The organism is Streptomyces sp. NPDC002817 (assembly GCF_053592055.1).
This window is the reverse complement of record NZ_JBSFUY010000010.1, coordinates 1-18165: the sequence shown is the minus strand read 5'-3', so window position 1 is coordinate 18165 and position 18165 is coordinate 1. Positions and strand designations below refer to the sequence as shown.

At 70.7% G+C, this 18165-nt stretch carries 18 protein-coding genes; 10 read left to right on the top strand and 8 right to left on the bottom strand.

What is annotated here, in order from left to right:
• Positions 1-36 precede the first annotated feature (36 nt).
• Positions 37-585 carry a hypothetical protein gene (locus tag ACWD3I_RS20625; RefSeq protein WP_365393179.1) on the top strand — a complete coding sequence of 183 codons (549 nt, stop codon included), beginning with the start codon at positions 37-39 and terminating at the stop codon, positions 583-585.
• Here ACWD3I_RS20625 and ACWD3I_RS20620 read toward each other — a convergent pair.
• Together ACWD3I_RS20620 and ACWD3I_RS20615 are read right to left on the bottom strand one after the other, a co-directional pair.
• Positions 572-1261, bottom strand: a complete 690-nt coding sequence (locus ACWD3I_RS20620; RefSeq protein ID WP_266887881.1) for a response regulator — start codon at positions 1259-1261, stop codon at positions 572-574. The genes ACWD3I_RS20625 and ACWD3I_RS20620 overlap by 14 nt on opposite strands.
• A complete protein-coding gene (locus tag ACWD3I_RS20615; protein WP_365393181.1) occupies positions 1258-3267 on the bottom strand; it encodes an ATP-binding protein in 2010 nt (669 codons plus the stop codon). The genes ACWD3I_RS20620 and ACWD3I_RS20615 overlap by 4 nt, the downstream gene beginning before the upstream one ends.
• 152 nt (positions 3268-3419) lie before the next feature.
• On the opposite strand from ACWD3I_RS20615, the gene ACWD3I_RS20610 reads away from it, so the two are divergent.
• The gene (locus ACWD3I_RS20610) at positions 3420-4802 is read left to right on the top strand and encodes a cation:dicarboxylate symporter family transporter (RefSeq protein WP_323185128.1); all 1383 of its coding nucleotides are present in this window, start codon (positions 3420-3422) and stop codon (positions 4800-4802) included.
• A 96-nt stretch (positions 4803-4898) separates the two neighbouring features.
• Here the strand turns inward: ACWD3I_RS20610 and ACWD3I_RS20605 are convergent, their stop codons facing one another.
• The gene (locus ACWD3I_RS20605) at positions 4899-5516 is read right to left on the bottom strand and encodes a TetR/AcrR family transcriptional regulator (RefSeq protein ID WP_365393184.1); all 618 of its coding nucleotides are present in this window, start codon (positions 5514-5516) and stop codon (positions 4899-4901) included.
• A gap of 124 nt (positions 5517-5640) precedes the next feature.
• Here ACWD3I_RS20605 and ACWD3I_RS20600 point away from each other — a divergent pair, with 124 nt between their 5' ends.
• On the top strand, positions 5641-7314 hold the full coding sequence (locus ACWD3I_RS20600) for an MFS transporter (protein WP_365393187.1): 1674 nt from the start codon (positions 5641-5643) through the stop codon (positions 7312-7314).
• Between the two features lie 79 nt (positions 7315-7393).
• Positions 7394-8164, top strand: coding sequence for a DUF2127 domain-containing protein (locus ACWD3I_RS20595; RefSeq protein ID WP_365393190.1), 771 nt, complete (start codon positions 7394-7396; stop codon positions 8162-8164).
• On the opposite strand, the gene ACWD3I_RS20590 is transcribed toward ACWD3I_RS20595, so the two are convergent.
• On the bottom strand, positions 8161-8601 hold the full coding sequence (locus ACWD3I_RS20590) for a MarR family winged helix-turn-helix transcriptional regulator (RefSeq protein ID WP_365393193.1): 441 nt from the start codon (positions 8599-8601) through the stop codon (positions 8161-8163). The two genes, ACWD3I_RS20595 and ACWD3I_RS20590, sit on opposite strands and share 4 nt — an antisense overlap.
• 91 nt (positions 8602-8692) lie before the next feature.
• Between ACWD3I_RS20590 and ACWD3I_RS20585 the strand changes: the two genes are divergently transcribed.
• Together ACWD3I_RS20585 and ACWD3I_RS20580 are read left to right on the top strand one after the other, a co-directional pair.
• Positions 8693-9334, top strand: a complete 642-nt coding sequence (locus tag ACWD3I_RS20585) for a maleylpyruvate isomerase family mycothiol-dependent enzyme (RefSeq protein ID WP_451084135.1) — start codon at positions 8693-8695, stop codon at positions 9332-9334.
• A 161-nt stretch (positions 9335-9495) separates the two neighbouring features.
• Complete coding sequence (locus tag ACWD3I_RS20580; RefSeq protein ID WP_365393199.1) at positions 9496-11106, top strand: ATP-binding protein; 1611 nt, start codon at positions 9496-9498, stop codon at positions 11104-11106.
• Here ACWD3I_RS20580 and ACWD3I_RS20575 read toward each other — a convergent pair.
• Together ACWD3I_RS20575 and ACWD3I_RS20570 are read right to left on the bottom strand one after the other, a co-directional pair.
• Entirely contained in the window at positions 11085-11981 is an 897-nt protein-coding gene (locus ACWD3I_RS20575; RefSeq protein ID WP_365393202.1) for an aldo/keto reductase, read from the bottom strand. The two genes, ACWD3I_RS20580 and ACWD3I_RS20575, sit on opposite strands and share 22 nt — an antisense overlap.
• A 1-nt stretch (position 11982) precedes the next feature.
• A complete protein-coding gene (locus ACWD3I_RS20570; protein WP_451084134.1) occupies positions 11983-12897 on the bottom strand; it encodes an NAD-dependent epimerase/dehydratase family protein in 915 nt (304 codons plus the stop codon).
• A 45-nt stretch (positions 12898-12942) separates the two neighbouring features.
• Between ACWD3I_RS20570 and ACWD3I_RS20565 the strand changes: the two genes are divergently transcribed.
• The 4 genes from ACWD3I_RS20565 (at position 12943) to ACWD3I_RS20550 (ending at position 16550) form a co-directional block, all read left to right on the top strand.
• On the top strand, positions 12943-13452 hold the full coding sequence (locus tag ACWD3I_RS20565) for an Lrp/AsnC family transcriptional regulator (RefSeq protein WP_451084133.1): 510 nt from the start codon (positions 12943-12945) through the stop codon (positions 13450-13452).
• A gap of 29 nt (positions 13453-13481) precedes the next feature.
• The gene (locus tag ACWD3I_RS20560; protein WP_365414003.1) at positions 13482-13871 is read left to right on the top strand and encodes a MerR family transcriptional regulator; all 390 of its coding nucleotides are present in this window, start codon (positions 13482-13484) and stop codon (positions 13869-13871) included.
• Positions 13868-14182: a thioredoxin family protein gene (locus tag ACWD3I_RS20555; RefSeq protein ID WP_365414005.1), complete on the top strand. Its 315-nt coding sequence runs from the start codon at positions 13868-13870 to the stop codon at positions 14180-14182. The genes ACWD3I_RS20560 and ACWD3I_RS20555 overlap by 4 nt, the downstream gene beginning before the upstream one ends.
• A gap of 154 nt (positions 14183-14336) precedes the next feature.
• A complete protein-coding gene (locus ACWD3I_RS20550; protein WP_365414009.1) occupies positions 14337-16550 on the top strand; it encodes a HelD family protein in 2214 nt (737 codons plus the stop codon).
• On the opposite strand, the gene ACWD3I_RS20545 is transcribed toward ACWD3I_RS20550, so the two are convergent.
• A complete protein-coding gene (locus ACWD3I_RS20545; protein ID WP_365414007.1) occupies positions 16547-17407 on the bottom strand; it encodes a hypothetical protein in 861 nt (286 codons plus the stop codon). The genes ACWD3I_RS20550 and ACWD3I_RS20545 overlap by 4 nt on opposite strands.
• Positions 17408-17472: 65 nt before the next feature.
• Positions 17473-18165 (bottom strand): alpha amylase C-terminal domain-containing protein (locus ACWD3I_RS20540; RefSeq protein ID WP_451084132.1); only part of this gene is annotated, 693 nt, incomplete at its 5' end.

Genomic DNA, 18165 nt, shown 5'->3' with positions numbered 1-18165 from the left:
CTGCGCAGGGACGCCGTTGGGGACAAAGGAGAGCTGATGCCGGACCGGTATGACGTGACCGTCGGGCAACTCCTCCTCGCCGAGTACCAGACCCTCAAGGACGAGCAGAAGACCCGCATCGGCTTCCGCGACAACCTCCTCTACGTCACCCTCACCATCGTCGCCGCGGTCATCGCCGCCACCGCCCAGGCGGAACGCCCCGACATGCTGCTCGCGCTCCCGCCCGTGTGCGTCGTGCTCGGGTGGACGTACCTCGTCAACGACGAGAAGATCTCCGCGATCGGCAGGCACGTACGCCACGAACTGGGGCCGAAGCTCGCCCAACTCGCCCGGGCCGAGGACGCGTTCACCTGGGAGACCGCCCACCGCTCAGACTCCCGCCGGCGCCAGCGCAAAGTCATCCAGTGCGGGATCGACCTCCTGGCCTTCTGCGTCGTACCCCTCGCCGGGCTCACCGTCTACTGGGCGGCGGGAGACAACGGCGCCGGACTTCTCGTCCTGTCGCTCGTCGAGGCGCTGACCGTGATCGGGCTGGCGGCCCAAGTCGTCGTATATACGCGGCCGTTCGGTCCTACGGCCCCTTGACCCACCGGTACTGCAACTCCGGCCGCCCCACCGTCCCGTACTGCGGAGCCCTCGCCGCCCTCCCCGCGTCCACCAGATGCTCGAGATAGCGCCGGGCGGTGATCCGGGAGATCCCCACGACCTCCGCGAGTCCGGTGGCGGTCAGCCCCTCCCCGCTGTCCCGCAGCGCCACGGTGACCCGTTCCAGCGTCGGGGAGCTCAACCCCTTCGGCAGCGCCGCCGGTCCCGGCGCGCGCAGTGTCGCCAGCGCCCGGTCCACCTCGTCCTGCCCGCTGGCCTCGCCGGCCGACGCGTGGAACTCGGCGTACCGCACCAGCCGGTCCCGCAACGTGGCGAAGGTGAACGGCTTCAGGACGTACTGGACGACACCCAGCGAGACCCCCTCCCGTACCACCGTCAGGTCCCGCGCCGACGTCACCGCGATCACGTCCGCCTGATGTCCGGCGGCCCTGAGGGAGCGGGCGAACTGGAGACCGTGCACGTCGGGGAGGTGCAGGTCCAGCAGGAGCAGGTCCACCGGAGTACGGTCCAGCAGGCGCCGCGCCTCCGCCCCGGTGTGCGCCTTGCCCACGGCCGTGAAGCCCTGCACCCGGTTGACGTACATGACGTGCGCGTCCGCGGCGACCGGGTCGTCCTCCACGACCAGGACACGGATCGGCTGTGGCTGGGTCGTCATGCGTCGCCTCCAGAAGCGGTACCCCGCGAACCGGCGCCCTCCGGCGCGGGCGCCCCACGCTCGGAGCCCTCCGGTTCGGCACCCTCCGGCCCCGGGGCTCGCGGCTCGATCCCCACCGGTGCGGCACCTGTCGTCGACGCATCTTCGGACGCCGCCGCGCCCACCGTACGCCCGGCCCCCACACCACCGCCCCGCGAGGTCTCCCGCGCCGCCTCCCCGTCGCTCCCCCACGAGGACACCGACGCACCGGTCTCCGACTCGCTCCCGACGCCCGCGGTCTGCGCCGCGCCTCCGGTCTCCGACTCGCTCCCGACGTTCCCGGTCTGCACTCCGCCCCGGGTCTCCGCCCCGCCCCCGACGCTCCCGTCGTCCCCGGTCCCGGTAGCCCCCCGCACCCCGGTCTCCCCCGACCCCCCGCCCCGCAACGGCACGCGAACCTCGAACTCCGCCCCGCCTCCGGTGGCCTCGGCCACCGTCAGCGTGCCCTCGTGGCGGCCGACCGCCTGGCGTACGAGAGCCAGGCCCAGCCCCCGGCCGCCCGGGCCCGCCGGCTTGGTCGAGAAGCCTCGCTGGAACACCGCCTCCGCGTGTGCCGGGTCCACGCCGCCGCCGGTGTCGGAGACGCGCAGGATCAGTTCGTCGGCTTCCGTGTACGCCGTCACCGTGACGCGCGCGCCCACGCTGCCCTGCGCCGCGTCCACCGCGTTGTCGATCAGGTTGCCGAGGATCGTCACCAGGTCGCGGGCGGGGAGTGAGGCCGGCAGGAGACCGTCGTCCAGGCGGCTGTCCTCCGACACCACCAGCTCCACGCCCCGCTCGTTCGCCTGTGCCGTCTTCCCGAGCAGCAAGGCCGCCAGCACTGGTTCGCTCACCGCCGCCACCACCTGGTCGGTGAGCGCCTGCGCCAGTTCCAGTTCGGCCGTGGCGAAGTCCACCGCCTCCTCGGCCCGGTCGAGTTCGATCAGCGAGACGACGGTGTGGAGACGGTTAGCCGCCTCGTGCGCCTGCGAGCGCAGCGCCTGGGTGAAGCCGCGTTCGGAGTTCAACTCGCCCATCAGGGACTGGAGTTCGGTCACGTCGCGCAGGGTCACGACCGTGCCCCGGCGGTCCCCTCCGGACACCGGTGACGTGTTGATGACCAGGACCCGGTCCGCCGTCAGGTGCACCTCGTCCACCCGTGGCTCCGACGCCAGCAGCGCGCCCGTCAGGGGCGCGGGCAGGCCGAGTTCCGCCACCGAGCGGCCCACCACGTCATCGGCCACGCCGAGCAGTTCCCGGCCGCCGTCGTTGATCAGCGCCACCCGGTACTGCCCGTCCAGCATCAGCAACCCCTCGCGCACCGCGTGCAACGCGGCCTGGTGGTAGTCGTGCATATGGCTGAGCTCGGTCGCGTTCATGTTGTGGGTGTGCCGGCGCAGGCGGGCGTTGATGACGTACGTGCCCACCGCGCCCAGCGCCAGCGCGCCCGCGGCGACGCCCAGCAGGGCCGTCAGCTGGCCCTGCACCCGCTCGCTGATCGCCTCGACCCGGATACCCGCGCTGACCAGGCCCACGACCTTGTCGTCCGCCTTGATGGGGGTGACCGCGCGGACCGAGGCGCCGAGCGTGCCCGTGTAGGTCTCGGTGAAGGAGTCGCCGCGCAGGGCGGGGGAGATGTTGCCGAGGAAGTGCTTGCCGATCTCCTCCTCGCGGGGATGTGTCCAGCGGATCCCCTTCGGATTCATGATCGTGACGAAGTCGACGTCGGCGTCGTGCATCACCCGCAGCGCGTACGGCTGGAGCTTCGCCGACGGATCGGACGTACCGATGGCCTCCCGTACGGAAGGGGCGTCCGCGACCGCGCGGGCCACCCCCATCGCCTGGCGGCCGGCCGCGTCCTCGGCCTGGCTGCGGTCGCTGACGTAGGTGAAGAGCGCGTACCCGGCGACGAGCACCGCTATGAGCACGGCCTGCATGGCGAAGAGCTGGCCGGCCAGGCTGCGGGGTCTCGGGACCGGGATGTGCATGTCGTCAGTGTGCCTCCGACAGTAAGTGTGAACTAAATGAACGGAAGGGTGACCGCCCTCACAGGGCGGGAGATAGTCACGGCATTCCTCTAAAGCCCGGACGTGAGCCGCACGCCGGTGTCAACCGACGAAGACGTCAAAGGAGGGCAGCCGTGGCCGCCAGCACCCCCGAAACCGCATCTGCCGCGCCCGCCAAGCGGGACCGCACCCACTATCTGTACATCGCGGTGATCGTCGCGGTCGCCATCGGCATTCTTGTCGGCATGGTCGCGCCGGACTTCGCCGTCGAGCTGAAGCCCATCGGTACGGGCTTCGTGAACCTGATCAAGATGATGATCTCGCCGATCATCTTCTGCACGATCGTGCTGGGTATCGGTTCGGTACGGAAGGCCGCCAAGGTCGGTGCCGTCGGCGGTATCGCGCTGCTCTACTTCACGATCATGTCGATGGTCGCGCTGGGCATCGGCCTCGTCGTCGGCAACATCCTGGACCCGGGCACCGGCCTCGCGGTGACCGACGCGGTCAAGGACGCCGGTCACGCACAGGTCGACGCGGAGGCCAAGGACACCACCGAGTTCCTGCTCGGCATCATCCCGACCACGATGATCTCCGCGTTCACCCAGGGCGAGGTCCTGCAGACGCTGCTCATCGCCCTGCTCGCCGGGTTCGCGCTGCAGGCCATGGGTCCTGCCGGTGCGCCGGTCCTGCGCGGTGTCGAGCACATCCAGCGTCTCGTCTTCCGCATCCTCGCCATGATCATGTGGGCCGCCCCGATCGGTGCCTTCGGTGCCATGGCCGCGGTCGTGGGCTCCGCCGGCGTGGACGCGCTGAAGGACCTCGCCCTGCTGATGCTGGGCTTCTACACCACCTGCATCCTGTTCGTCTTCATCGTGCTCGGCACGCTGCTGCGGGTGATCGCGGGCCTGAACATCCTCACGCTCTTCAAGTACCTCGGCCGTGAGTTCCTGCTCATCCTGTCGACCTCCTCCTCCGAGTCCGCGCTGCCGCGGCTCATCGCGAAGATGGAGCACCTGGGCATCAGCAAGCCCGTCGTCGGCATCACCGTCCCGACCGGCTACTCCTTCAACCTCGACGGCACCATGATCTACATGACCATGGCCTCGCTGTTCATCGCCGACGCCATGGGTACGCCGATGTCGATCGGTGAGCAGATCCCGCTGCTGCTCTTCCTGTTCGTCGCCTCGAAGGGCGCCGCCGGTGTCACCGGCGCGGGTCTGGCCACGCTGGCCGGTGGTCTGCAGTCGCACAAGCCGGCCCTGGTGGACGGCATCGGCCTCATCGTCGGCATCGACCGCTTCATGAGCGAGGCCCGCGCCCTCACCAACTTCGCGGGCAACGCCGTCGCCACGGTCCTGATCGGCACCTGGACCAAGGAGATCGACCGCGAGCGCGTCGACCAGGTCCTCGCCGGTCACCTTCCCTTCGACGAGAAGACCCTCCTCGACGACGGCCACGAGACCGTTGTCGCGGACGTGCCGGAGCAGGGCGGAGAGAAGGAACTCGCCAAGGCCTAGAGGCAGGGCCCGGCCCCGCGAGGGCAACAGACTCCGGGCGGCTGAGTAGCTCCCCCGTCGCTCAGCCGCCCGGGCAGTGGTCAAAGGCAGTACAACTCAATCGCTCAGCTTCGCCACCAGTTCGGTGGCACGAGAGGCGGGTACGCCCGCCGCGGTCAGTACGGTGACCGCGGCGGAGCGGCCCGCCTCTTCGGGTGCCAGGAGGCCGTCGTTCACCGCCTCCATCACCGCGAACACCAGCTGTTCATGGACGTACGCCAGGGCCGGCACGGGCAGCACGGAGACGAAGACGCCCTCGTCCAGGCCGCGCCGCAGCAGCGCCTCGCTGGACTCGCGCACCGGCGCCAGACGTTCCCGGATGCCCTGCATCGTCACGCTGCGCTGGGCCAGCGCGACCAGGATGCGATAGCGGTCGGCGACCTCCCAGACCGCGAGAGTGGAGGCGGCCAGGGCCTGCGCCGGGTCCTCGACGCCCTTGCGCCCCGCCTCGTCGGCGGCCGCCACCGCCTCGACGGCTCCGTCGACGAGGGTGCTCAGCAGCGCCTCGCGGTTGGGGAAGTGCCCGTACACGGTCCGCCGTACGACTCCCGCGGCGCGCGCGATCTGGTCCATCGACGCGTCCGGATCGCGCAGCAGCTCGGCGAGCGCCACGTCGAGGATGCGGCGGCGGTTGGCGTCGGCGCGACTGGTGTTACCCGTGGTCATGGACGCCATTGTGCCTCCTTCCTCACCGATTTGCACAGTGCTGTGCAGTGGGCATACATTGCACATCGTTGTGCAACTGCACAATGCTGTGCAAGCCGTGGAATCAAGTCCGCCGAGGAAGGCCACCCCTGCCATGCGACTCGTCATGACCGAACCGGTCGAGAGGATGGACCGCCCCTACGCCCGTCGTTGGTGGGCGCTCCTCGTCCTCTGTCTGAGCCTGCTGATCATCGTGATGGCGAACACCGCCCTCACGGTCGCCGCGCCCGCCATGACCGAGGACCTCGGTCTGTCCAGCGCCGACCTGCAGTGGGTCATCGACGGCTACACCGTCCCGTACGCCGCGCTGATGCTGCTGCTCGGCGCGATCGGCGACAAGTACAGCCGCCGCGGCGCCCTGCTGCTCGGCCTGGCCGTGTTCGGCGGCGGGTCCGTCTTCGGGTACTTCGCCGACAGCTCCACGACGGTCATAGCGGCCCGTGCCGTGATGGGCACCGGCGCCGCGATGATCATGCCGGCGACGCTGTCCCTGCTCGCCTCGGCCTTCCCGCGCGCCGAGCGGGCCAAGGCGATCACCGTGTGGACCGCCACGTCGGGCGTGGCCATCGCGGCGGGTCCGCTGGTCGCGGGCGCGCTCCTGGAGAACCACGACTGGACCTCGACGTTCCTCATCAACGTCCCCGTCGCCGCGCTCGCGATCGTCGGCGCCCTGGTCCTCGTACCGCCGTCCAAGGCCAGGGACAAGGGCCGGATCGACTACGTCGGCGGGCTGCTGTCGGTGGTGTGGATCGGCTCGCTGGTCTACATGATCATCGAAGGCCCGCACTTCGGGTGGGGCGTGAAGGCGATCGGCGCCGCGGTCGTCGCGGGCGCCGGACTGCTGGCCTTCGTCCTGTGGGAGCTGCGTCACCCCCGCCCCGTCGTCGACGTCCGCCGCTTCACCGACCGCGGTTTCGCCGGCTCCAACCTCGCCGTCGCCCTGTTCTTCCTGGCCGTCTTCGGCGCCTTCTACTACCTCACCCAGCACCTCCAGTTCGTCCTCGGCTACAGCGCCCTGGAGACCGGCCTGCGCATGCTGCCGCTCGCCGGCGCGGTCTTCGCGGGCTCGGCCCTGACCGCCTTCCTCACCCCGCGGGTCGGCATGAAGTGGACGGTCACCGCGGGCATGGTCGGCGGCACCGCGGCGCTCGCGCTGCTGACACAGGTGGACGCCGGTTCGTCGTACGGCGATTTCGTCGCCCCGCTCGCCGTCCTCGGCCTGGCGATCGGCCTCGCCCTCTCGCCCGCCACGGACGCGATCATGGGGGCGTTCCCCGAGTCCGAACTGGGCGTCGGCGGCGCGGTGAACGACACCTCGATCGAGCTCGGCGGCTCGCTCGGCATCGCGATCCTCGGCTCGCTGCTGGCGACGTCGTACTCCGGCCACCTCGCCGATGCCACGGCCGGCAGCAAGCTCCCCGCGTCCACACTCGACACCGCGCAGGACTCGGTCGGTGCCGGGTACACCGTCGCGCAGGGCATCGGGGAGCAGGCCCGGCAGATCGCCGGACAGGCCGCGAAGGCGACGGACCCCCAGCAGGCGGCCCAGCTGAAGGCGCAGGCCGATCAACTCGCCGCCGGGGCCAAGCAGATGGCCGACGCGGTCGGCTCCTCCTTCTCGGACGCGGTCGCCCACACCAGCCTGATCGGGGCCGTGGTCCTGGGCGTCGGCACAGTGCTGGTCGCGGTGCTGCTGCCGGGGCGGAAGAAGGCGGCGGAGCCCGTCGAAGCGGCCGCGGAGGAGAAGGAGTCGGCCGGCAGCCGCTGACTCACCGAACTCTTACCCGTTCCCACTAGCGTGCCGCGTCTGTCCAGTACAGGCGCGGCATGTTGGTGGAGGCAGGGGGATGGCGATCGACTGGGACCGGCGGACGTGCGCGCGGCGCGGACATGTGACGTACGTGCCGGACGACCCCCGGCTGCGGGCGAGGCTGCACGCCGAGACCGCCCTCGGGGAGGTCTGGCGCTGTCTGCGCTGCGGCGACTTCGCACTGGGGGAGCCGCACGGTTCCGGGACGGCCTCCGAAGCCCCGCTGGTGCCGCGCGGCAAGGTCCTGCGCGACCTTTTCATCCTGCGCTTCCTCGCCGTCGAGCGGGCGGTGCGCGGGGTGTTCATCGTGCTGGTGGCGCTGGCGGTCTGGAAGTTCAGTAACAGCCAGGACGCGGTGCGCCGCCTCTTCGACGAGTATCTGGACGTCTTCCGCCCGGTGTTCGGGCACTTCCACTACGACCTGGACCACTCACCGGTCGTGGGCACCATCCAGAAGACCTTCGGCTACCGGCACAACACCCTGCTCCTGGTCGCGGTGCTGCTCCTGGCCTACGCCCTGATCGAACTCGTCGAGGCGGTCGGCCTCTGGTACGCCAAGCGCTGGGCGGAGTATCTGACGGTCGTCGCCACGGCCGCGTTCCTGCCTCTGGAGATCTACGAACTCACCGAGCACATCAGCTGGTTGAAGATCGCCACGTTGGTCCTCAACATCCTGGCCGTCCTCTACATCCTCCTGGCCAAGCGGCTGTTCGGCCTGCGTGGCGGTCACCGCGCCTTCGAGGTGGAACGACGGAGTGCCTCGCTGCTGGAGGTCGAGGAGGCGGCGAAGGTGGGAGCCCCGGCCTAGGCCCAGGGGTCCGTGATCTCCCGCAGCAGCGTCAGGGCCTCGCGCAACTGCTTCATCCGCCGCTTGCCCAGGTGCTCCTCCCACTCCCTCTCGACCTCGGCGACCACCGCGTCGGCGACCTCCTTGGCCGCCCAGGCCTTCGCCGCGCCGCGGACCAGGCGGGCGCGTCCGTCCGTCGGGTCCGGGACCCGCGTCACATAGCCCGTCCTCTCCAGCTGGTCGACCAGGAAGCCGGCGGTCTGCTTGGTGATCTGGGCCTGTTCGGCCAGTTCCGTCAGACGCGTGCCCTCGGGGCCGATGCGCTGCATGACCCGGGCCTGGGCGGGCGTGAAGTCGTCGAAGCCGGCCTCGGCGAGCGCGGCGAAGACGCGGTTCTCCAGGGCCCGGTACGGGAGGAACAGGAGCACGCCCGTCGTGAGCTCGCTCTCCGGAACCATGGTCGACGCCTCCGGTCCGTATTGCTTGACATTGGTCAGAGTCCCTGACTAATTTGGTCAGAGAAGCTTACCACTTGAGTGGGTGATTTCCGTGGGTGCTGTCTCGGATGCCGCGCTGGACACCGACGAGCTCTGGCAGATCGTCGACCGGGAGCGCGCGAGCCTGGCCGACCTCCTGGAGGGGCTGCGCCCCGAGGAGTGGGAGACGCGCACGCGGTGCGGCGACTGGCGGGTGCGGGACGTCGCCGCGCATCTCACCGTCGCGGCGCGCTTCACGTACGGGCAGGTCGTCCGGGAGATGGTCCGCGCCCGCGGCGACTGGAACCGGATGATCCACGACTCGGCCGTACGCGAGGCGGAGCGGCCCGTCGCCGAGATCGTCGCCAACCTGCGCTCCACCATCGGCTCCCGTCGCCTCGCCCCCACCACCTCGCCCCGCGAACCCCTCCTCGACCTCCTCGTCCACGGCCAGGACATCGCCCTCGCGCTCGGCCGGCACCATGAGATGCCCCCGGCCGCCGCCCGCGACTCCGCCGACCGGGTGTGGACCATGCGCTTCCCGCCCCGCCCCTGGCCACTGCCGAAGGCCCGCCTCGTCGCCACCGACATCGAGTGGACGCGGGGTGAGGGGGAGGAGATCAGCGGCCCGGTCTCCGCACTGCTGCTCCTGCTGACGGGACGTACGGAGGCGGCGGCGCCGCGGCTCGACGGGGCGGTTCCGAAGGCGGGCTGAACCGGGGATGCGAAGAGGAGCGGGCTCTGCTCGACGCCACCTGAGTGACGTCTCCCATCCCTTTCCGGTCTGTTCGCGACCACTTGCCCCAAATGCTTTGACCCGCGGCTCGCAGGGGCGCAGGCTGGAGAACCTCGGGGCGGAGCGACGCGGAGGCGGACATGGGGGAGCCCGGTGGGGTGGAGATCGTCAGCAGCGCCGAGTACGAGGCGAGGTACGGGAAGGACCGCGACCCCTCGCCCCTGTCGTTGGACCGGATCAGCGAGCTGTTCTACGAGTTCCTCGCGGCGGTCGCCCGCCCGAAGCGCGCCGACGCCGACGGCAGCCGCGACCTGGCCAAGCGGCTCCGCGACCACCTGGGCTCGGCACCGACGGACCGCCCGGTGGTGAAGGCCGCGTACGCCTCCTACGACCTGCCCAACGTCCACCTCGCCCTGGAGCGCTGGTTCGCCGCCGACGGCCGTACCCATGAACTGATCGGCATGCGCGGCTCCCAGCGCCACGGCGAGCTCGCCCTCGGCGACATCCTCGAAGTCGCCGACCGCCACCAGCGGTTCGTGATCGGCGCCGTCGACTACGCCCACCTGCCGGTCTCCCCGGACGAGGAACTGGCCTGTGTCTCCAGCGGGTTCTACCTCGGCACGGAGGGCGACGAGCGGTTCGCCGTCCTCCTGCGCGGTCCGCAGGACGAGTACGGACGCAACAAGGTCGAGCTCGAAGTCCTCGCCGGAGAGAAGGAGTTCGGGGACCGCTTCCTCGCCGAGATCGACGCCCTCCTGCGCGAGCACAACGTCTTCCGCGGACAGGTCCTCTCCTTCGAGGGCTCGGAGTTCGGCCATGGCCTCGGACCGTTCCGCTTCCACCGCCGCCCCGACCTGACCCGCGACGACATCGTGCTGCCGGCCGGGCTCCTGGACCGCGTGGAGCGCCAGGTCGTGGGTGTGGCCCGGCGCCGCGAACAGCTCCGCGCGGCCGGTCAGCATCTGCGCCGGGGCCTGCTGCTGTACGGCCCGCCCGGCACCGGCAAGACGCACACGATCCGCTATCTCCTCTCCCACCTCCCGCAGTTCACGGTGGTGATCCTGTCCGGCGAGAGCATCGGGGCCATCGGCCCGGCCTGCGCACTGGCCCGGATGCTCCAGCCGGCCCTCGTCGTCCTGGAGGACTGCGACCTCATCGCCGAGGCCCGCGACTACGGCGGCGGCGAACAGCCCCTGCTCTTCCAGGTGCTGAACGAGATGGACGGCCTCGGCGACGACGCCGACGTGACCTTCCTCCTCACCACCAACCGCGCCGACCTCCTCGAACCCGCCCTCGTGCAGCGCCCCGGCCGGGTCGACCTCGCTGTCGAGATCCCCCTCCCGGACACCGCGGGCCGCGCCGCCCTGTTCGGCCTGTACGGAAGCGGGCTGGGCCTCGGCCAGGACATCGCGGACGAGGTCGTGGCCCGCACGGAGGGCACGACCGCCTCCTTCACCAAGGAGCTGGTACGCCGGTCCGTGCTCATCGCCGTCGAACGCGAGTCGGACCGCACCGAGGCACAGGACGTCCGCGAGGCCCTCGACGAGCTGCTGTCCGACCGAGACCGGCTCACCCGCCGGCTGCTGGGGGTGCGGGGCGCCGAGGACATCGAGGACGAGGACTGGATGGCGGACGGCGACGAGGACGGGGGAGGGGAGATGCGGGTCGTCAGAGGGCTGCGCCCGGGGCCGGGCCTGTACCCGGGATACCCGGGGATGCCTCCCGGCCGTTACGACCCGCCGCTGCGCTGAGCGTCCAGCCGCGCCAGCGCCTGCGCACTCAGTACGAGGTCCGCCGCGCCCGCCGAGTCCCGGATCGTCTCCGGCCGGCTCGCCCCGGGAATCGGGATCACGGTCGGCGACTTCGCCAACAGCCAGGCGAGGCACACCTGTTGGGCACTGACCCCGCGTTCGGCCGCGACCTCGTGGAAGGCGCCGAAGCGTTTCGCCCCCGGCAGCCGCGACGGCCCGTCCAGCGCGCTGCGCGAGATACCGCCCAGCGGACTCCACGGAAGGAACGCCAGACCCAGCTCCGCGCACAGCCGCAGCTCGGCCGCACTGTCGCGCGCCTCGGGGGAGTACCGGTTCTGCACCGACACCAGCCGGTCACCGAGGATCGCGCGGGCCGAACGGATCTGCTCCACACCGGTGTTGGATACCCCGGCGAGACGGATCTTGCCCTCGTCGAGCAGTTCCCGCAGTGCGCCGACCGACTCCTCGAAGGGCACGGCCGGGTCGGGCTTGTGCAACTGGTAGAGGCCGATCGCCTCGACGCCGAGCCGCTTGAGGGAGCCCTCGGCGGCCCGCTTCAGATGGCGCGGGTCGCCCGTCACCGTCCAGCCGCCGTCGGCCGGCCGGCCCCGGCCGCCCTTCGTCGTCACCAGCACGTCGGACGTGTCACCGCCGTACGCGGCGAGGGCGCGGGCCACCAGCAGTTCGTTGTGGCCGGGCTCGGCGCCGGGCAGATGGTACGAGTCCGCCGTGTCCAGCAGGGTGACGCCCGCGTCCAGTGCCGCGTGCACGGTGGCCAGGGCCCGCCGCTCGTCCGGCCGCCCCTCCAGGGACAGCGGCATCGCGCCCAGCCCGACGGCACTCACCCGCAGGTCGCCAAGTGTGCGGTACCGCATGTCAGTTGCCGCCCTTCCCGAGGGTCTCGGCGATCGCCGTGGGCAGCCACTGCCGTACGTCGCCGAAGGTGAAACCGAGCCGTGCGGCGCGGGAGTTGTCCATGCCGTAGGAGCGGGAGAAGGAGAACGGCGAGACCTCGCCGACCTCGACGAGCTGGAGCACGACCTTGCCGCGGGGCAGGTGCGCGGTCACCGCCTCGCACAGCTCGACGGTGGTCAGCAGGCCGTGGGAGGCCGCGTTAACCGGTCCCGTGAACTCCTCGCCGGCCGCCCACGCCAGGAAGTCGGCGATCTCCTCGACGTGGATGTAGGTGGCGGGCTGGTTCGAGAAGGGCACCGCGATCGGTTCGCCGGTGCGGATGCGGGAGGCGTAGTGGTCGAGGCGTCCGGTGAAGTCGTCGTCCCCGCCCAGTACATGGGCCACACGGACGGCCGCGTACGGGAAGTCCGGAGCGGCCGCGAACACCGCCTCCGCCTGCCGCTTGCCCTCGCCGTAGTGGGACTCCAGGAACTCCGGCTCCTCCCAGGGAAGTTCGGTGTCGACGGTCACCGTCAGCGGATCCACGGCGTCCTCCCGTACGAGCGCGATGGAGTCCTCGTACTCGTACACCTCGACCGTCGACGTCATCACGTAGCGCCCGGTGCGCCCCGCGAAGACCCGGCGGGCGATCTCCGCCTGCCGCGGGGTGTAGCAGACCTGGTCGACGACGACGTCGAACACCCGTGGACCGAGCGCGTCCGTCAGGGACTTCTCGTCGTTGCGGTCGGCGACCAGATGCGTCGCGCCCGGCGGTGGCGGCGAGGATCCCCGATTCAGTACGGTCACGCGGTTTCCGGCGGCCAGCAGGCGCGCGATGAGGCGCTTGCCGAAATAGCGGTTGCCGCCGATGACCAGTATCTCCCGTGCCTTTTCCATGACCATAATTCTCCCGGCGTACATCCACGTTCTGAAGGGGGAACCATGGGAGTTCAGGCCGCCGCACCGAAAGAACCTCGGCATCTGCGAGCCGCCACCGACGAAACCTCGGTGGCCTTCGACGCGCTGGACCGGCAGATCCTGGAGCTTCTCCAGAGCGACGGCCGGATCAAGCTGAGCGAGCTGGGGCGCCGGGTGCGACTGAGCCCGGCGGCGGTCACCGAGCGGGTCCGGCGGCTGGAGGCGGCGGGAGTGATCAGCGGCTACGGCGCCCATGTCGCCCCCGCCCGGCTCGGCTACGGCATCCAGGCGTTCATCCGGGTCAACCCGCACGGCGGCTACAACCTGAAGCACCCGAGGACCCTGGAGCTGATCGAGCGCCCCGAGATCACCGAGGTGCACCACGTGGTCGGCGAGGACTGCTGGATCCTCAAGGTCGCCGTCCGCGACACGGTCCACCTGGAGGACGTCCTCGAAGCGGTCTCCGCGCTGGGCCGCACGACGACCTCGATCGTGCTCACCTCCCCCGTGGAGCGCAAACCGCTGTTGCCTTGACGTCGGGGTCAAGGCTTACGTTCGTACGTATGCGAATCGGCGAGCTGGCCGCACGGGCCGGGACCACGACGCGGACGCTGCGGTACTACGAGTCCCGGGGGCTGCTGCCCGCGCGGCGCGGCGACAACGGGTACCGGGCGTACGACGAGAGCGATCTGAAGCTGCTGCGGCAGATCAGGACGCTCCAGGACTTCGGGTTCGACCTGGAGGAGACGCGGCCCTTCGTGGAGTGCCTGCGGTCCGGGCATCCCGAGGGCGACTCGTGCCCCGCCTCGCTCGCGGTCTACCGGCGCAAGCTGACGGAGCTGGACGAGCTGATCGGCGAACTGCAGACGGTGCGGGCGCAGATCGGCGTACGGCTGGCGGCCCTGGCCGGGGACGAACCACCGTTGTGCGAACTGGGAGGACAGGAACTGTGATCGATGTGACGGACGCGGATTTCGCGACGGAAGTCATCGGCTCCGAGGTACCGGTGCTGGTGAAGTTCACGGCGGACTGGTGCGGGCCCTGCCGGCAGCTCACGCCGGTGCTGAACAGCATCGCGGCGGAGGAGGGCGAGCGGCTGAAGATCGTCGAGCTGGACGTGGACCGCAATCCGCAGACCACCATCGCGTACGGCGTCATGGCGACGCCCACGCTGATGGTGTTCCGGGGCGGTGAGCCCGTGAGGTCGATGGTGGGGGCCCGGCCCAAGCGCCGTCTGCTGGAAGAACTGGCCGATGTGATCTGATTCCCCGGAACCAAAGAAATCCCCCCGGCAATTGTGCCGGGGGGATTTCTTTGGTTAGACTCAATGGTTCGCGACTTTACGGGAATTAAGTCGCAAGGAAGCTTAGTAGGCACAGTATATCGGCGTGGGAGTGGAATTGTCAAACAGCGGTGAAATTCGCGGTGAGCAGGAATTCATCGACACCCTGTACGCACGCGTGGACGCCCTGCGCGGTGACACCGAGACCGGTGTCACCGACGCGCTCGCCCAGGGCAACACGCCCATGCAGGCCCGCCTGGAGCGGGACATCCTGGTCGCCGAGCGCTCGGGGCTGCTGGCCGCGCTCAACGCGGTGGACGGTTCGCTGTGCTTCGGCCGGATCGATCTCACGTCCGGCACCAGTCACCACATCGGCCGGATCGGCCTGCGCAGGGACGACGCCGAGCGCACCCCGCTCCTGATCGACTGGCGGGCCGCCGTGGCCCGGCCGTTCTACCTGGCCACCGGCCACACCCCGATGGGCCTGCGGCGGCGCCGGCACATCACCACCGAGGGCCGTGAGGTCACCGCCCTGCACGACGAGCTCCTCGATCTGGGCGACGCGACCCGCACCGGCCACGAGGACCCGACCGGCGACGCCGTACTGCTGGCCGCGCTCGACGCCGCCCGCACCGGCCGGATGCACGACATCGTGCAGACCATCCAGGCGGAGCAGGACGAGATCATCCGGGCACCGCACCGTGGGGTACTGGTGGTCGAGGGCGGCCCCGGCACCGGCAAGACGGCCGTCGCCCTGCACCGGGCCGCGTATCTCCTCTACGAATACCGGGAGTTGCTCGCCAAGCGCGCCGTCCTGATCGTCGGCCCGAACCCCGCCTTCCTCGGCTACATCGGCGAGGTGCTGCCCTCGCTGGGTGAGACGGGCGTGCTCCTCGCGACGGTCGGAGAACTGTTCCCCGGTGTGAAGGCGAAGGCGACCGACACCCGCGAGGCGGCCGCGGTGAAGGGGCACGCCGCGATGGCGGACGTCCTGGCCGCAGCCGTACGCGACTGGCAGTCGCTGCCCGATCCGGTGATCGCGATCGAGCACGAACGCGAGATCCTCATGCTCGACGACGACCTGGTGCGGGTCGCCCGCGAGCGCACCCGCGAGGCCGGACTGCCGCACAACGTCGCCCGCGAGCACTTCGAGGGCCACATCCTCAACACGCTCACCGAGCTGTACGCCGAGCGTGTCGGCACCGACCCGTACGACGGCACGAACCTCCTCGACCCGAGCGACGTCACACAGATCCGCGACGAGATCGCCGAGAACCGTGAAGTCTGGGCAGCCATCGACCAGTTGTGGCCCCGCCTGACGCCACAGCGCCTGGTCGCGGACTTCCTCGCCGACCCCGTGGGACACCTCCCCGACGAGGACGCGGCCGCGATCCGGCGCCCGGTGACCCGGGCATGGACCGTGGCGGACGTACCGCTGCTCGACGAGGCGGCCGAACTGCTCGGCGTGGACGAGCGGTTGGCGAGGGCGCGGGCCGAGCGCGAGCGGGAGACCCAGGTCGCCTACGCGCAGGGCGTGCTGGACGTCTCGTACGCCTCACGGACCTATGAGTTCGAGGACATCGACGACGAGGACTCCGAGGTGCTGTCCGCGCACGACATCATCGACGCCGAACGGTTCGCCGAGCGACAGGAGGAGGACGACCACCGCAGCGCCGCCGAGCGCGCGGCGGCCGACCGCACCTGGGCCTTCGGGCACATCATCGTCGACGAGGCGCAGGAACTGTCGCCGATGGCCTGGCGGCTGCTCATGCGGCGCAGCCCGACACGCTCGATGACCCTGGTCGGCGACCCCGCGCAGACCGCGGAGGCGGCGGGCGTCGGCTCCTGGCAGAAGATCCTGGAACCGTATGTCGAGGACCGCTGGGACCACACCCGCCTGGGCGTCAACTACCGCACGCCCGCCGAGATCATGGAGCTGGCGGCAGCCGTCGTACGGGCGGAGAACCCGGACTTCGAACCGCCGAGCTCGGTCCGTTCGACCGGCGTACGGCCCTGGGTCCGGGCCACCGACGACCTCCCCGGCGCCGTGGCCAAGGCGGTCGAGGAGCTGACCCCCGCCGAGGGCCGGCTCGCGGTCATCGCCCCACGCCATCTGCACCCCAGGCTGGCGGCGCACCTGGACGGGGTGACGGCGGGCGCCGAACCGGACCTCACCCAAACCGTCGTGCTCCTCGACCCGCGGCAGTCCAAGGGCCTCGAATTCGACTCCGTGCTGGTGGTCGAGCCGGGGCTGTACGGCACGAGCGATCTGTACGTGGCCCTGACCCGGGCCACCCAGCGGCTGGGGGTGCTGCACACCGGACGGCTGCCGAAGGCGCTGGCCGGTTAGGGCGAGGGCGCCTTGGTCGTCGTCGCGGAGTGGGTCGGGTGCAGCGACGGGGCGAGGGGCTCCAGCGACGCGCAGAGGGCGGTCGGGAAGGCCGGCTCCCTGTCCTGCACGTCCTGGCAGCCCCCCTCCGCGGTGCGGAAGAACGACTTCCAGCCCGACTTCTCGGCCTTGAAGAACCAACGGTCGCCCAGCCGCGAGGTGCAGGCCCCGTTCGTCGTGTCACCGCAGACCGGGCCCGTGCGCCAGGAGAAGTCCAGCACCAGCCACTTGCCGTCGCAATGCTCCGCGTCCCGATAGGTGTGCGCGGGCGCGCCGACCGCCTTCAGCGCCTGCTCGTAGGAGGCGACGGTGCAGCCGGTGGCCGGAGGAGTGCAGCCCAGGTCGCCGCAGAGGCGTAGCGCGGGCGGTTTGGCGCCCTCGGCGGTGAACACGACATCGTTGCCGACCACCAACTCCCGCTCTCCCAGCGGCTCGGGGAGCTTGACCCGGGTCCTGGCCGTGGCCGTCTCGGTACAGCCGGAACGTCTGTCGCCCGCCGGCGAGGTGTAGGTGACCTGGACCCGCACGCTGTTCCCCACGGGTTCGGTGAGCACCGCCTTGAGGTTCCGCACGCACGGGTTCGGGCCGCTGGGCACGTCCGCGGCGATGGTCACCGTGCGTCGGTCGGTGCCGAGCGTGGCGCCGGTGACCCGGATGGGCGCCGACAGCGTCCACGGAAGCCCGGTGACCGGCGCGGTGGCGGTGGCCGACGGCGAGGTCGTCCGGCCGGCCACCTGCGTTCCGCACGCGCCGAGCAGTACGGCGACAGCGCAGAGCAGGGCGGCCAGGGCCGCCCCGCGTGTGTTTCCGGATCGCATGGGCCCGCAACTCCCCGTGGAGCACCGACGTGGACCCGGACCACTCTACGGAGTGCCGCTCCCGGCTACTCGGGCCGTAGCCACACCGTTGCCAGGGGCGGCAGCGTCAGGGTGATGCTGGCCGGGCGGCCGTGCCAGGCGGTCGCCTCCGGCTTGATGACGTCCGGGTTGGTCAGGTCGCCGCCGCCGTACTTGCCGACGTCGGTGTTGAGGGTCTCGTGCCAGGCGGGGATGGAGTCGGGGACACCGAGACGGTAGTCGTGGCGGACGACGGGCGAGAAGTTCGAGACGGCGAGGAGGGGGGTTCCTTCGGCGTCGAGGCGCAGGAAGGCGAAGACGTTGTCGTCGGCCGCGTCTCCCACGATCCACTCGAAGCCGGCGGGGTCCGTGTCCCGCTGCCACAGGGCCGGGGTGTGGCGGTAGACGATGTTGAGGTCGCGGACCAGGTCCCTCACCCCGCGGTGCTCCGCCTCCGCGCCGTACGCTGGATCGAGGAGCCACCAGTCCGGGCCGTGCGCCTCCGACCACTCGGCGCCCTGCGCGAACTCCTGTCCCATGAAGAGGAGTTGTTTGCCGGGGTGGGCCCACATGAAGCCGAGGTAGGCGCGGTGGGTGGCGCGTTGCTGCCACCAGTCGCCGGGCATCTTCGACACCAGGGAGCGTTTGCCGTGGACGACTTCGTCGTGGGAGATCGGCAGGACGTAGTTCTCGCTGTAGGCGTACACCATGGAGAAGGTCATCTCGTGGTGGTGGTACTT

Bases quoted from the DNA above. Each gene is read 5' to 3' on its own strand.
- ACWD3I_RS20625 (WP_365393179.1), top strand. From the start codon at position 37: ATGCCGGACCGGTATGACGTGACCGTCGGGCAACTCCTCCTCGCCGAG.
- ACWD3I_RS20620 (WP_266887881.1), bottom strand. From the start codon at position 1,261: ATGACGACCCAGCCACAGCCGATCCGTGTCCTGGTCGTGGAGGACGAC.
- ACWD3I_RS20615 (WP_365393181.1), bottom strand. From the start codon at position 3,267: ATGCACATCCCGGTCCCGAGACCCCGCAGCCTGGCCGGCCAGCTCTTC.
- ACWD3I_RS20605 (WP_365393184.1), bottom strand. From the start codon at position 5,516: ATGGCGTCCATGACCACGGGTAACACCAGTCGCGCCGACGCCAACCGC.
- ACWD3I_RS20600 (WP_365393187.1), top strand. From the start codon at position 5,641: ATGCGACTCGTCATGACCGAACCGGTCGAGAGGATGGACCGCCCCTAC.
- ACWD3I_RS20595 (WP_365393190.1), top strand. From the start codon at position 7,394: ATGGCGATCGACTGGGACCGGCGGACGTGCGCGCGGCGCGGACATGTG.
- ACWD3I_RS20590 (WP_365393193.1), bottom strand. From the start codon at position 8,601: ATGGTTCCGGAGAGCGAGCTCACGACGGGCGTGCTCCTGTTCCTCCCG.
- ACWD3I_RS20580 (WP_365393199.1), top strand. From the start codon at position 9,496: ATGGGGGAGCCCGGTGGGGTGGAGATCGTCAGCAGCGCCGAGTACGAG.
- ACWD3I_RS20575 (WP_365393202.1), bottom strand. From the start codon at position 11,981: ATGCGGTACCGCACACTTGGCGACCTGCGGGTGAGTGCCGTCGGGCTG.
- ACWD3I_RS20570 (WP_451084134.1), bottom strand. From the start codon at position 12,897: ATGGAAAAGGCACGGGAGATACTGGTCATCGGCGGCAACCGCTATTTC.
- ACWD3I_RS20565 (WP_451084133.1), top strand. From the start codon at position 12,943: ATGGGAGTTCAGGCCGCCGCACCGAAAGAACCTCGGCATCTGCGAGCC.
- ACWD3I_RS20560 (WP_365414003.1), top strand. From the start codon at position 13,482: ATGCGAATCGGCGAGCTGGCCGCACGGGCCGGGACCACGACGCGGACG.
- ACWD3I_RS20545 (WP_365414007.1), bottom strand. From the start codon at position 17,407: ATGCGATCCGGAAACACACGCGGGGCGGCCCTGGCCGCCCTGCTCTGC.